This is a genomic window from Lysinibacillus sp. NPDC097195, assembly GCF_044762075.1.
In the GTDB taxonomy this organism is placed as follows: domain Bacteria; phylum Bacillota; class Bacilli; order Bacillales_A; family Planococcaceae; genus Lysinibacillus.
Window position 1 is genome coordinate 15,303 of record NZ_JBIWDP010000009.1, and the last position, 14,716, is coordinate 30,018.

Here is a 14,716-nt window from a genome sequence, read left to right on the forward strand (position 1 = left end):
TAATTTTTTCTTGTTTTTGAAAACTTTGACTTACGTAAATAATTTCGTTATAATTCGTGATGTATTAAAAAATGCTGTTAGGAGGATATGAACATGGCACTACGATTCCCAACTTTGAACCAGTAATTGAATACGGTCAAAGGCTCTGTTTGTGTATGCAGAGTAAACGGGATTAGTCTGTCCTTCTTTAATATTTTTCATATCATTTGTAAAATCATCACAGTAATTAAATATGTAAAGATAGAAAGGCGAACTTGTTCTACCTTTCTTTATTTTTGTCTATTTAACCTTTTAATTAGGTTTAGCAAAAGCAGGTGTATTGTACCTGCTGACAGTTTAATGAATATGGATGGGTCTTTCCCTTTACTTTCAATATCACAGGCAGGTGCTTGTGATTTTTCCATTTTTGAGGGGGAACAATACGAAAAAGCGCGAAAAAATAATATGCTAGTTAGGAGAAATTAAATGGATCAAAATCAATCGATCAAATATGAGTTCCTGTCACAGGATCCAAATGTTAAAACTTTACCGATCATGCTGTCGTTAATTATCGGTGCATTCTTTGCTGTTCTAAACGAAACACTGTTAAACATTGCATTAACGACTTTAATGCATGAATTTCACATTACATTACCAACTGTTCAATGGATGGCAACAGGATTTATGCTTGTTATGGGAGTAGTCATTCCAATTTCGGCCTTGATGTTGCAATGGTTTACAACGCGACAATTGTTCATTGGCGTAATGGTTACATTCACAATCGGCACGATTATTTGCGCTATTGCACCTAGCTTTCCTATTCTACTACTAGGTCGTTTAATTCAAGCAGTTGGAACAGGGCTATTAATGCCGATAATATTTAATGTATTTCTATTATTATATCCACCAGAAAAACGCGGAAAAATTATGGGTATTGTCGGTTTGATCTTTACGTTTGCGCCGGCAATTGGCCCAACTTTATCAGGGGTTATTGTTGAATATTTAGGGTGGCGCTATTTATTCATTATTGTTATTCCTTTTGCCTTATTTTCAATCGCATTTGCTTCAAAATACTTAACAAATATTTCAGAAGTGACAAAACCGAAAATCGATTTTCTTTCTATAATCTTTTCAACGATTGGCTTTGGTGCAATTATTTATGGCTTTAGTGCGGCGGGAGAAAAAGGTTTCTTAAGCTCAAGCGTATTCGTTACCATTATTGTCGGTATTATAGGCGTTGTACTATTCTCACTCAGACAGTTTAAGCTAAAAGAGCCGGTAATGGATTTGCGCGTATTCAAATATCCAATGTACACACATGCCGTATTTATGTTTGTCATTATTATAATGGCGATGTTTGCATCGGAAATCATCTTGCCAATCTTTATGCAAGGTCCATTGGCTTTGACAGCAGCAGCAGCAGGGCTCGTATTATTACCCGGCAGCTTATTAAACGGACTGATGTCACCATTTATGGGGCAATTGTTTGATAAATTTGGCCCTCGTGTCTTAATGATTCCTGCAACGATTGTTTTAAGTGGTACAGTTTTTACGTTAAGTAAGTTAACAACGGAAACACCAATTTGGATTATCGTTGTATGTTATATTTTATTGATGATTAGCGTTTCTGCCATTATGATGCCTGCGCAAACAAATGGTTTAAACCAACTGCCTAAACCTTTATATCCGCATGGTACGGCAGTGATGACAACTTTACAGCCTGTTGTAGGGGCGATTGGTGTTGCTGTATTTATTAGTATTATGAATGCTAGACAAAATCACTTTTTAACTAAAGCGGCCAATCCTAGTGATCCGGCTACAATGAGCCAAGCAATGGTCGCTGGTGTAGAACTTGTTTATCTGATCGCTTTTGTTATCACAATTATCGCGATTATTTTGTCATTTACCGTTTATCGTGCAGTTCCAAAAGAAATGATTGAAACGGAAATAGATACGAAATCTTAATAATAAGAATCGAGGCTTCTCATTAGTTATTGTAACTTTTGAGAAGTTTTTTTGTTATGGTGATTTGGTTATTAACGAAAGCTTCTACTTATCTTACATAGCACGTATTAATAAACGGAGTATTTAAGTATGTGCTGTTTTTTGTTACAGTCTATATAGTAATATTATGGGAAAATAAAGGGGCTGAATGAATGGGATTGATTTTACTGCTCGGGGTCATTATTAGTTTTATTTTATTTTTACAAAAAAAGCGTTCCTTTCAATTTGGTTTATCTCCTAATGAATTAGAGTTAAAACCGATTAAAGGGCTAAAAAAGCTAAATGACCAGCTAGAGCGCTCTCTTAATAAAAGGTATATGGACAATGTAGAAGAAAGGGTAAGGGAAAATAATTATTTAAAAGAAAATGAGTATGAGTGGCGTCTGCTCGATTTAAAACGTTATTTTATACTGACAGCTCTTTTAAAAGAATCACCGATGTTTAGCGACAAGGTTGATGAATTATGGCATCAAATGCTTATGTTTACGCGTGAGTATGATGAGTTTTCGAAGAACTATTTAGGAACGACACTTCATCACAGTCCCAATGTTAATGTAGCGCCTAATCCAGATTTACGTGGTTTTTTTGATTGGGTATATGCTGAACTATTTTTCATTAGAAATGAAAACATTCATCTATATAAAGGCTTTTTCAAACATCCTGTGCATCCAAACATTATTGAGGAGTTTAACACTTTACCGGAAGATGAGCTACTAGATTGCTATTTTAAGCGTGATATTAACAATATGACGACAATCCTCGCACTTATTTCTTCCATGAAGAAAAGAGCGAAGGGCAATAAAGATTATGAAAAAAACGTTATACGAGAAATGATGAAAAAGAGTAAGACGCAGCAAAACTACAATATGATGCTCGTTCCATTTTTATCGGTCTCGTATTTTCATTACGATGAGTTTGCAAGCTATATGGCAATTAGCAACAGCAGTTCATCAAGTTGTACTAGTTGCGGTTCGGCAAGCTCCTGTAATTCCTGCACGTCTGATAGTTCCTGCTCAAGCTGCGGCGGGGGAGGGGATTAACAGATTTTTAGAAATAGCAAATACAGGCACTTGCATATGCTAAGTGCCTTCTTTATGTTGTTAGCCGATTAATCCTCTTGCACCTTAAGTGCTTCATATTGGTAACCTTGATAGACGTAGTTTTGTTTTTGATACATTTCTCTTGGTGTATCTTCACCATCCGCTACTAAGATAACGATTTTATCAGGAAATTTTTTCATAACATATTGTTGTAGTTGGGAGCCTATCCCTTTACGTTGAAAGGCTTCAAGTACAAATAAATTATCAATTTCAACTGTCTTATCTTCCTCAATTAGTTCCGTAGAGCCCACGGGTATGCCGTCATAATAGGCTAAGAGTTGGTGTTTATGTGCATTATGAAATTGACGTTGTAACAAAGCTTGCTTTTCGCTAGCGAAATTTTCACCATATTTTAAATCTTCGTCATACTGTAGCTTTAAAAACGCTGCTAAGTTTTCTTCTGTTACGGGCTGAACTGTGACATGCTGGTGTAAGCTTGTCGGAAATTGGCTCGGCTCGATTGTATATAATTCTAAAAAACCAATGTCATAGTTTGCATCAGTTAAGTACTGATGAACATCACTTGAAATTTTCTCGTTAGCTTGGAAGATAAATTTTAAATGCTGTTGATTATGTTTTCGATGAAAGGTACGTAGCATCTGCTCCAACTCTTTAAATATCGATAATGATGGCATTGTTTTGAATAGAATGTAATTACTATCATATCGACTTAACATTTCTGGATAATGAACATGTTGATAAACATCATCTTCAAAAATGATATGTCCAATTTTCTCGATATGATCAAATGTAATATTGCGCATTATAAATCTCCTTTATATTTTAAATGGTTAAATTTAGAAAATGTTATGTAATTATTATGAACGCAATAAGGTTTATAAACAAGTAACATTCTAGGATAACTAAATAGAAGCAATTGACAATAAAAGGCATTCCATAACTGAACTTATGGAAAGCCTTTTGTTGTTATCGTGGGTTACCAAAAATTCCGGGTAAAATATTTGGTAGTCCTGGAGGTAGTATCGGAGGGAGTCCAGGGAATTGACCACCAGGGTATGGTTGTGGGTAAGGACGTGGCGGATAAGGTTGTGGTGGGTACGGTTGTGGCGGATAAGGCTGCGGTGGATAAGGTTGTGGCGGGTAAGGACGTGGTGGATAGGGTTGCGGTGGATATGGCTGTGGATATGGTGGTGGGTACGGAGGATATGGCCCGCCTCCGGGAGGGTAACCTGTCCCAGCTGCAGTAATTTGGTTAACATCAACGGTTATAACTTGACCAGAGTCTAGTTGAATTTCAGCAGTTCTCCCATTTTTTCCGAATGTTCGAATCAATGTGCCTGAATAAGTACCTGTAGGGAGCGTAACCCATATTTTCATACCAGGTCGAAATTGCTCATTAAAATCTTCTGGAGCTAATCGAGGATTGACCAATGAAACACACCTTTCTTCATTTTCTTTTCTAACATATGTCCTGCATTGTATTTGTCATAGGCAAATGTCTCCATCTAAAAATAAGCTATAATCGAATTTGTTATAAAATATATCAAATTTAATTATAATAGAAAGAAAAGACTCGAAGGGTGTTTCTATGGCTATTATAAAAATTAAAAAAATAAAGGTACAAAATTTAAGGAATGTACGCAATGGTGAACTAACATTAGCGGTGGACTTTTCTTCACTAATGACAGCGAATGTGGTCGGGATATATGGGCAAAATGGTTCTGGGAAAACGACAATCGTTGATGCCTTTAGTTTGTTAAAGATGATTATTTCTGGGTGGATTGCTGAAGTCAAACTACCGTCGAAAGAAAGGCGCTTAATCATGGCTGGAGAAGATACGGCTAGCATTGATTTTGAATTTTTAGTAGATAATCAATTCGGTACTTTTTTTGTAAATTACTCTGTCACATTGCAAGAAGATGAAAAACGGCTGTACATCATTGCGGAACGCGTAACATACAGAGAAGATGAAAAAGGTAAACGTTCAAAGGTTTTAGTAAGTGTCACAGATGAGGGCGTTCAAATTCGCAAAAGCTCATTACGAGATATGAATGAAAAAATGCGTATTAAAACACTCGTTATTCAACAACTGGCGCGAAAACAATATACTTCTTTTATTTTCCACAAAGATTTAAAGCCATTGCTACAAGAGACATTATCACAAGTAGAGATGGAACTATTGCATAATGTAGCTGTTGATTTTAATCAAGACTTACATGTTATTAACAACCAAAATATTGCTCCCTTATTTGAAGAGCGCATTATGCCTTTTAGTATCCATTTAGAAAAATCTCGTGGTTCCATTTCATATGATTTAAAGGGACCGGCATTACTACCAGTGAAAGCATTTGATGTATTATGTGAAGTCATTGAGCAAAGCAATCAAGTATTGTCGACCATTATTCCAGGGCTAACGATTAAAATTCACGTTATTACAGAGCAATTATTAGATAATGGTGAAAAAGGCATACGCTTTGAGTTTTTATCAAAACGTGGTGAGCGGGAATTACCGTTACGAACTGAATCAGAAGGGATTTTAAAAATCATTTCTGTGCTCAGTGTACTGATAGCTGTTTATAATAATCCGACAGCATGTGTCGTGATCGATGAATTAGATTCTGGTGTTTTTGAATATTTGTTAGGCGAGTTGTTAACAGTGATTGATGAGGGCGGAAAAGGACAACTTATTTTTACGTCTCACAATTTACGTGTGTTAGAGGTGCTTGCCATTAAAAACTTATGGTTTACAACAACGAATGAGAATTATCGATATATGCAGCTAAAGGGCATTAAAGAGGTCAATAATGCGAGAGATGTCTACTTACGCGCGATTCAACTTGGTGGTCAGGATGAGGAAGTTTATAAAGAAACGAAAACATTCAAAATTAAACGTGCTTTTAGAAAAGCTGGTGTCCAACATGACTAAAAAAGTGCTGTTAGTTATTGTAGAAGGACATACGGAGCAAATTATTTTAGAAGATTTTTTAGATGAGCATTTTGCCGATTCGACCATTCGCTTTGATGTGCAAAGGGAGGATATTTTGACAAAATGGGATGCGAAAAAGCGAATCCCCAATATTAAAAACAGTGTCAGCCGAGTGGTTCATAACTATTTAGAGAAGTATAAGTTTTTAGCGAAAGATTTATCGGCTGTTATTCATATTACCGATGCTGACGGTTGTTTTATCGCACCAGAGTTTGTCAAAATCAACGCGGAATTAGAGCAGAATTTGTATTACACTGAGGACGCTATTTTGGTAAAAACAGAGAAGCGGAAAGAACAAATTGAACAGCGCAATGAAATGAAGGCGAATAATGTGAAGATTTTGTTGGCAAATGATCATTTTAGTATTAATCGTTTAAGTGTACCTTATCAACTCTTTTATTTTGCGACAAATTTAGAGCATGTGTTATGGAATGAGCGCAATGAAGTTGCTGTGGAAAAAGTGCAGAAAGCAGACGAATTTATGGACAATTTATCGGGTTCTATTAAAGAATATCTTCTGGAATTTCTGCCAGTTGACTCGGCCCTATCATACAGAGAAAAAATGAAAGAAAGCTGGGCTTACTTAACAAAGGGCTGTAACTCATTACAACGAGGTACGAATGTGCCATTATTATTTGAAATGATTACGTCCAATGTGGATAAATAACGGAAAAAACCTCTCATTAGGATGAGAGGTTTTTTTCAATGGATGGGGAAGTGAAGAATTCTAAACCGTTGATTTAGCGCTACGGACGGACGCTTTCCGCTCAGCACAGTTAGCCGCAACCCTCTTCTAACTATACTAGGGTTCCCGCAGGAGCCTACAAAGATTTTTCTTTGTTAGTTTAATGCAAAGTATAGAAATTGTTTGGGTGCCTGGCACGCTGCAAAGCCCAATGGCATAAGAGTAGCTCCTAAAATGGAAAAATCCACTTCGCTTTCCGCTCAGTACATGTAAGCCACAATCCTCGCTCACACACAGGAAATGCCCTCGTCTAACGCTGTGTGCATTCCCGCTGGAATCTGCAGTCCTTAGATGGCTAACAGCTACAAAACTTACTGATTGAGGTGAAGGGTTGCTCGACTCCTGCGGAAAGGGAGCCCCTGAAAAACTTATAATTAATACTCGCTTAAAGTGTGATTGCTTCAGATGACATGTTTTCTTGTTTTGTATCATAAGCTTTATGGCTATGGTTTCATTACGTAAAAAGGAGGCAAAGCGCATTCAAATACATGTTGTACGAGCAGGGGAGTCATTATATGGCATTGCAAATGCTTATGGTACAACCGTTCAAAGTATAGTAGATGCCAATCAAATTCCCGAGCCCAATCGATTAGTCGTGGGCCAGGCACTTGTTATTCCGATTATCGGTAGCTTTTATTATGTACAACCTGGTGATAGTTTATGGTCAATAGGGCAACGCTTTGGAATAAATTATTTAACACTTGCACAAGTCAATGGTATTCAACCAAACCAGATGTTATCCGTTGGTTTGCGTCTTTATATTCCACCAGCGCCGAAAACAAAAGCGGAGACTTTGGCTTATTTGGAGCCAAGAGGGACAGCTATTAGTGAAGCATTATTAAATCAAGCACGCGAAGCATCACCGTATTTAACGTATCTAGCCTTATTTAGCTATGAGGCAAGGAGAGATGGCACACTAAAGCAACCACCGATAAATGGTGTGTCCGACATTGCCGAAGACTCAGGAGCTTCTGTTGCAATGGTTGTATCAAATTTGGAAAACTATCAATTTAGTGGGGACCTAGCACGAGATATTTTCCAAAGTACAGCTGTTCAGGATGTGCTTTTTGACAACATTCTAAAAGAAGCAAAGCGTCTTGGCAGTATTAAAGACATCCATTTTGACTTCGAGAATTTACCTGGTGATCAGCGACAAGCGTATAACAATTTTTTAAGAAGAGCAGTAGAACGTTTTCATGCAGAGGGCTATACAGTATCGACTGCGCTTGCCCCGAAGACAAGTGCCAATCAGAGAGGTGCGTGGATTGAAGCACATGATTACAAAGCACATGGGGAGATAGTGGACTTCGTATTGCTGATGACGTATGAATGGGGCTATTCGGCTGGTCCCCCTATGGCAGTTTCGCCAATTAGGGAAGTTGAGGCTGTTGTGAAGTACGCAGTTTCGGAAATACCAGCAAGTAAAATATTGCTTGGACAAAACTTATATGGCTACGATTGGACATTACCATTTGTACAAGGTGGTCCATATGCTGAAGCCGTCAGTCCACAAAGGGCAATTGAAATTGCGAAAAAATACAATGCAGCCATTCGGTATGATTGGAATGCACAAGCACCCTTCTTTGAATATTACGATGAGCAGGGAAGAGCACATATTGTGTGGTTTGAAGATGCACGATCGATTCAAGCGAAGTTTAATTTAATTAAGCAGTACAAGCTTAGAGGCATCGGCTATTGGAAACTTGGGTTACCGTTCCCGCAAAATTGGTTACTAATAGGTTCAAATTTTAATGTGGTGAAGAAATGATATTGATAGGGATAATGATGTACCTAATCTATTTTCCTTCTATTGGAAATAATCTGTAAATACTATTCCCTATTTTGGAAACATATTATATAATAATGGTAAATTGTAATTTAGGAGGGATATTTTGGGTAAATTTAAAAAGTTAGGAATTATCCTAACGTCTACAGCATTTTCAGTTGGGGTACTTGCTCCAATGGCTCAAGCGTCTGCTAATGTAAAGGATTCTCCTGAAAGAATAGAGATTCAAGTAGCCTCTACGGAAACAAAGGTAACAAAAAGTACACTTATTAAAAAATTACGTGAGCTTTTCCCAGAAAAGTTTAATTTTTTAACAGATAATGATTTCTATACTGGGCGTGGCCATTACTATAACGATGATAAAACAATCCGTTATGAATTGAGCTTCCACAAAACAGTAAATGGCAAAGATATTTATGGTGGCATTACGTTTAGAGGCGACGATTTAGAGTTAGAACAATTCTATTATCAGCCTGCTAATGTTGCAGACGCTTTATATCCTGCTAAGTATTCAAAAGAGGATGCTCAAAAAATCGCACAAGATTTCTTGAATAAATTCCCGAATACAGCAGGTTATAAATTGCAAGAAAATGAAAATGATTATCCTTATGGATATAATTTCACTCGCCCATTATCAGAACCGATTTCTTATTCATTCTCCTATGCGCCGACTCAAAACGGTGTAACAATTAGTGACCATTATATGTCGATTAATGTGCTGGCTAATGGTGAGATTGTAAGTGTATACCATAGTTCAGATGTATCTAAAAAGGCAACGTTCGATAGTACAGAACAGAAAAAGAGCGAGGCAGATGTACTTGCTCAAATTCGTGAGAACTTTGCTGTAGAGTTACGTTATGTTGTAAATTATGATTATCAAACTGAAAAACCAACTGTTAAGCTTGTATATGTACCGACTTCAAGCTTCTACGGTGTACATGCATTAACAGGCAATTGGCAAACAGCAAATGGCTTTGTTCAAACGCCAAGAACCAAAAGTGTAGAAAAGCTATCATCAGAACAGCTTGCTCCTAGGAAAAGTGGCATGACACTTGAAGAAGTAGAGGAATTTGCAAAATCCTTCTTAAAAGCCAACTCTGAAAATGTAAAGCTTCATATTGATATGATTGATGAAAGAGAAACTGAAAATGGTGACACTCTTTACTCAGTAAACTATTCATATCAGCATGAAAATGGTAGCTATGGTTCTTCATTTGAAATTAATAAGGCTACTGGTGAAATTACACAATACTATGACATCAGTAGAGATTTCACTGCGGCTGATAAAAAATCCGAAAAAATTACAAAAGATGCTGCGTTGACAAAAGCGATTGACTACTTAAAAGAGTGGGCACCGTCTTATATTCATAATTACGCAAAACCTTTAGACGATTATCGCTATGAAGAAAGTAACCAATATAGCTTCACATTCCCACGTGTCGTAAATGGCATTGCTGTTTCGGGCGATGAAATTTATGTGAGCATCGGTACAGATGGTTCATTACGTTCACTATCAATCAATCAACAAAAAATTGATAACTGGCCTTCTGTAAGTAAAGCAGTAGCAGCTGATCAAGTGAAAGAAACATTTAGTGAGGCGTTAAAATTAAAACTACAGTATGTTAAGCAAGATAAAGAAGATAGTTATCACTATGATTTAGTGTATACACCGACTTATGAAGGTAGCATCTTTAATCAAATAGACGCTACAACTGGTAAATGGGTAAATAGTGAGGACGTTGAAAATAATAAAGCACAAATTTCCCATCCAACAGCTGCGGATGAATTGAATTACTTATTGGCACAAAATGTGTTAGAAGTGAAAGATCCGGCAAACTTTAATGCTGATACTACTGTAACTAAAGGAGAAGCATTGAAAATTTTGCTTAAATCTTTAACTTATGGCTATTTCGGTTCATATGGAGATGAAGAGGAAGCATATCAATCGTTTGCTAACATTGATCCGAAACATCCCTTATATGGGGTAGTTGAACAAGCAGTGCGAATGGGCGTATTACAACCGGCAGATGAATTTGCTGTGGATGCGAAATTAACACGTCAAGAGCTTGCAGAATGGTATATTCGTGTACTACGTTTAGAAAATGCTGCAAAGCATAGCGATATTTATAAATTAAACTTCGCCGATGCTGGCTCGATTGATCCGGCTTATGCAGGTTATGTAGCATTAGTGAGTGCAATGGGCTTAATGGATGCACAACAGAATAACTTTAATGCAAGTGCAGATGTAAGTTATGCGGATTTAGCTGTGTCAACAATTCGCTTAGCTCGTGCAATTCATGAAAATAATACGAGTCGTAATTACTACTACTAATTATTTTCTTCATCTGTATAGGTGACGATAAAAGGGTATCTCCTGATTTTTGGAGATATCTTTTTTCGTTTAAATAGTACATTTTTAGGGAACAATAACGACAGAAAAGGAGTGAAAATAAATGCGAATTTTTAAAGGTTTATTAGTATTCACATTAGTAGCTGGTTTACTTTATGGTTGTAATAAGAATGAAGAAAAGGATGTAGCAACTAATGCTCCAACAAATCAAAACACTACCAATCAACAGGCTGGTGACAATGTAACAGATCAAGTGCCATTTAACTTTCTAGAATTTTCGTTGGATGTTGATTATACAGCAACAGAATCTTACGAGGTTGAATATGAAAATAAGAAAAATGGTATTGAAGCAAAAATCAAAGATGAGCGTACCAATGAAAAAATTCAAGGTGATGAAGCTTATACAAAGATAGAACCGTTATTAAAGCAACTTACGTTCGAATCCACAACATCGAATGATGAAGTAATTGATCAAGTCATTAAAGTATTTAACATTACAGATGACTACCAATCGATTGAGGTAGAAGTGGAGTTTGCAGATGGCACAGAAAAGGAATTTAAACGAATAAAGTAATAAAGTATAAGCCCTTGTACAAAGATGTAGAGGGGCTTTTTCATGCAGAAAAAAATAATTTTAGACAAAACGATTGCTGTGATGGAAATTTTGTGATATTATTATCTCGAATTGAAGATAATTAATTTCAAGGTAATTAGAAAGAAGGCATCTTATGAGGGAAGAAAATCGGTATTTAAAAGCTTTTACGATTATGTGCCGTGCTTATCAATCGATACAGGATGCAACCAAAAGAGATTTGCTTCAATATGATGTAAACCAAACTGAATTTGGTGTATTAGATTTTTTGTACCACCATGGCGAGCAGCCTATACAAGTAATTGGTAAAAAAATATTAATTGCAAGTAGTAGTATTACGTATGTGATTGATAAGCTGGAACAAAAGGATCTCGTTTGTCGACGTGCTTGTCCAAAAGATCGACGCGTTACTTATGCGTTGTTAACCGATGTAGGACAGAGCTTAATGGATAGGATTTTTCCGCTCCATGAACAAAAGATTAATGAAATTTTTCAAGTATTAGAGCAACAGGAGTTGGAAACAATGAATGTAGCTTTAAAAAAAGTCGGCCTTAATGCCATTCATAAATAAATTTTTTTAAATATATATCTCGAATTCGAGATAAAATGGAGGAACATAACTATGAATCACTTAAAAGGAATTCACCACGTTACTGCTATTACAAGTAGCGCAGAAGAAAATTATAAATTTTTCACATATGTACTAGGAATGCGTTTAGTAAAAAAAACAGTCAATCAGGACGATATACAAACATATCACCTATTTTTTGCAGATGACAAAGGTAGTGCCGGGACAGATATGACATTCTTTGACTTCCCAAATATACCTAAAGGTGTACATGGTACAAACGAGATTTCAAAAACATCATTCCGAGTACCAACAGATGCAGCATTAACTTACTGGGTAAAACGCTTTGACCGTCTTAATGTCAAACATACAGGTATCAAAGAGCAGTTCGGTAAGCAAACTTTATCATTTGTTGATTTTGACGATCAGCAGTATCAACTAATTTCTGATGAAAACAACAAAGGCGTTGCCGCAGGGACACCATGGCAAGATGGTCCTATCCCACTTGAGTATGCAATTACAGGATTAGGTCCAATATTTGTGCGTGTTGCAAATTTTGACTATTTCAAAGAGATGCTAGAAAAAGTAATGCTATTCACAGAAATTGCAGCTGAAGGAGACTTCCACTTATTTGAGGTTGGAGAGGGAGGAAATGGTGCCCAAATTATTGTAGAGCATAACACAATCTTACCAGTGGCTCGTCAAGGATTCGGTACTGTCCATCATGCAGCTTTTCGTGTGGCAGATCGAGACGTTTTAAATGAATGGACAGAACGCTTAGAAGGTTTTGGTTTCAATACGTCAGGTTATGTTAACCGTCACTTCTTTGAATCTCTCTATGCGCGTGTAGCTCCGCAAATTTTATTTGAATGGGCGACAGATGGACCAGGATTTATGGGTGATGAGCCTTATGAAACATTAGGGGAAAAATTATCATTACCACCTTTCCTAGAGCCTAAACGTGCGCAAATTGAAGGGCTGGTTCGTCCAATTGATACGGTTAGAAGTACGATTGCATTTGATAAAGAATATGAATAAGGTGTATTTAAAAAAACGACAGTTTTAGCACAGCCTATTGGTTAATTGGAGGACGTCAAAATGGAATTTTCAAAGTTAATTGATAAACGTCGATCAGCAAATAATTTTATGGACGGCGTTGTAATGACGGAGGATGATATCCGTCCGATTTTAGAGGACGTCAAGCTTGCACCTTCAGCATTCAACTTGCAACATACGGAATATATCGTTGTCTTAGATCAAGAATTGAAAGAAAAAGTGCGCGAGGCTGCATATGGGCAATATAAAGTACATTCAGCTTCCGGTGTTATTCTAGTACTTGGCGACAAAGAGGCTTATAAGCAAACGGCTCATATTAGTCAAGGCATGGTTGACTTAGGTATTATTACAAACTGTGAACTTGATAATCTCATTGATGATAACGCGAAGTTTTATGAAGAACGTGGTGAGGCGTTTATGAAGGAAGATGCGATTCGTAATGCATCGCTTTCAGCTATGCTCTTTATGTTAGCTGCCAAAAATCGCGGCTGGGATACATGCCCGATGATTGGCTATGATCAACAACAAATACGTGCTTTATTCAATGTGCCAGCTACCCATGAAATTGTTTTGATGATGACCATTGGCAAGGAAAAAGAAGGTAGCCAACGCTTACGTGGGTATCGTAAACCAGTTGAGGAATTTGCAACCTATTATTAGGGCGGTATAAAATAAAAAGGCTTTACCAATATTAATGGAAGAACCATTTAGGAGGAAACAACATGAAAGTAGTAGCAATAGTCGGAAGTATCCGTAAAGAATCATATAATATGGCATTAGCCAAATTTATTCAAAAACGTTATGCTGAAAAGTTCGAACTAGAAGTATTAAGCTTACGTGATTTACCAATGTATGATCAAGATATCGAAAATGAGGCACCTCAAGCTGTACTAGATTTTAAAGCAAAAGTAAAAGCTGCGGACGCGGTACTTTGGTTAACACCAGAATATAACGGAACTGTACCAGGTGTAATGGTGAATGCGATTGACTGGCTATCTCGTGTAGATAAAGTAATGGTTGGCAAACCATCGTTCATGATGGGTGCATCAATGGGGAACTTAGGTACTGTAAAAGCACAATTACACTTACGTGATATTTTATTCTCACCAGGAATTAATTCACCATTACTTCACGGTAATGATGTATATATCGGTGCTGTTCATACAAAATTCGATGCTGAAGGCAATTTAACAGATGAAGGTACTGTGAAGTTCCTTGATACAGTAATTGAAAACTTCTTAGACTGGGTTAAAAAATATCTTTAATAGTAAAAGCCAATAAGTATGTGTCATACTTATTGGCTTTTTTGTGTAAAGACCTAAGCATCAGCGGTTCCCAAATAAATAATTGTTTGGGTGCCTGACACTTCGCTGTACCTGGTTAGATTTTTAGCATAATAACGGCTCTGCGAGGTCAAAAATTCACTCAAGCTGTGAGTGAGTATTTTGTCAGTTCCAAGCATTGCTGTGACGCCATCTGTTTCTTTTACGTTAGTTGTGCATTGGCAAGTGTTTACGTGGAATTGATTATGTTACTATTGACTTAAATATTCAGAATTGTTTCGGTGCCTGGCACTTTTACAGGCACTT

At 36.9% G+C, this 14,716-nt stretch carries 13 protein-coding genes; 11 read left to right on the top strand and 2 right to left on the bottom strand.

Going from position 1 to position 14,716, the window contains the following annotated elements; translation table 11 throughout:
• The first annotated feature begins 465 nt into the window (after positions 1-465).
• Together ACIQXI_RS21010 and ACIQXI_RS21015 are read left to right on the top strand one after the other, a co-directional pair.
• The gene (locus ACIQXI_RS21010) at positions 466-1,944 is read left to right on the top strand and encodes an MDR family MFS transporter (protein ID WP_402928338.1); all 1,479 of its coding nucleotides are present in this window, start codon (positions 466-468) and stop codon (positions 1,942-1,944) included.
• A gap of 191 nt (positions 1,945-2,135) precedes the next feature.
• The gene (locus ACIQXI_RS21015; protein ID WP_402928340.1) at positions 2,136-3,023 is read left to right on the top strand and encodes a glycine-rich domain-containing protein; all 888 of its coding nucleotides are present in this window, start codon (positions 2,136-2,138) and stop codon (positions 3,021-3,023) included.
• 68 nt (positions 3,024-3,091) lie between these two features.
• Here ACIQXI_RS21015 and ACIQXI_RS21020 read toward each other — a convergent pair whose 3' ends face one another.
• A complete protein-coding gene (locus tag ACIQXI_RS21020; RefSeq protein ID WP_402928341.1) occupies positions 3,092-3,847 on the bottom strand; it encodes a GNAT family N-acetyltransferase in 756 nt (251 codons plus the stop codon).
• Between the two features lie 163 nt (positions 3,848-4,010).
• On the bottom strand, positions 4,011-4,475 hold the full coding sequence (locus ACIQXI_RS21025; protein ID WP_402928342.1) for a hypothetical protein: 465 nt from the start codon (positions 4,473-4,475) through the stop codon (positions 4,011-4,013).
• A 157-nt stretch (positions 4,476-4,632) separates the two neighbouring features.
• On the opposite strand from ACIQXI_RS21025, the gene ACIQXI_RS21030 reads away from it, so the two are divergent.
• The 9 genes from ACIQXI_RS21030 to ACIQXI_RS21070 all read left to right on the top strand — a co-directional run bounded on the left by ACIQXI_RS21030 (position 4,633) and on the right by ACIQXI_RS21070 (position 14,392).
• The gene (locus ACIQXI_RS21030) at positions 4,633-5,970 is read left to right on the top strand and encodes an AAA family ATPase (RefSeq protein ID WP_402928345.1); all 1,338 of its coding nucleotides are present in this window, start codon (positions 4,633-4,635) and stop codon (positions 5,968-5,970) included.
• Positions 5,963-6,697, top strand: coding sequence for a hypothetical protein (locus ACIQXI_RS21035; RefSeq protein WP_402928346.1), 735 nt, complete (start codon positions 5,963-5,965; stop codon positions 6,695-6,697). The genes ACIQXI_RS21030 and ACIQXI_RS21035 overlap by 8 nt, the downstream gene beginning before the upstream one ends.
• Before the next feature lie 673 nt (positions 6,698-7,370).
• A complete protein-coding gene (locus ACIQXI_RS21040; RefSeq protein WP_483869720.1) occupies positions 7,371-8,543 on the top strand; it encodes a glycosyl hydrolase family 18 protein in 1,173 nt (390 codons plus the stop codon).
• Between the two features lie 124 nt (positions 8,544-8,667).
• Positions 8,668-10,893 carry a YcdB/YcdC domain-containing protein gene (locus ACIQXI_RS21045; protein ID WP_402928350.1) on the top strand — a complete coding sequence of 742 codons (2,226 nt, stop codon included), beginning with the start codon at positions 8,668-8,670 and terminating at the stop codon, positions 10,891-10,893.
• A gap of 121 nt (positions 10,894-11,014) precedes the next feature.
• Complete coding sequence (locus ACIQXI_RS21050) at positions 11,015-11,485, top strand: YusW family protein (protein WP_402928351.1); 471 nt, start codon at positions 11,015-11,017, stop codon at positions 11,483-11,485.
• Positions 11,486-11,639: 154 nt separating this feature from the next.
• Positions 11,640-12,074, top strand: coding sequence for a MarR family winged helix-turn-helix transcriptional regulator (locus ACIQXI_RS21055; RefSeq protein WP_402928352.1), 435 nt, complete (start codon positions 11,640-11,642; stop codon positions 12,072-12,074).
• Between the two features lie 51 nt (positions 12,075-12,125).
• Entirely contained in the window at positions 12,126-13,109 is a 984-nt protein-coding gene (locus ACIQXI_RS21060) for a ring-cleaving dioxygenase (protein ID WP_402928353.1), read from the top strand.
• Between the two features lie 60 nt (positions 13,110-13,169).
• A complete protein-coding gene (locus tag ACIQXI_RS21065; protein WP_402928356.1) occupies positions 13,170-13,787 on the top strand; it encodes a nitroreductase family protein in 618 nt (205 codons plus the stop codon).
• Between the two features lie 62 nt (positions 13,788-13,849).
• On the top strand, positions 13,850-14,392 hold the full coding sequence (locus ACIQXI_RS21070; protein WP_402928358.1) for an NADPH-dependent FMN reductase: 543 nt from the start codon (positions 13,850-13,852) through the stop codon (positions 14,390-14,392).
• Positions 14,393-14,716: the final 324 nt, after the last annotated feature.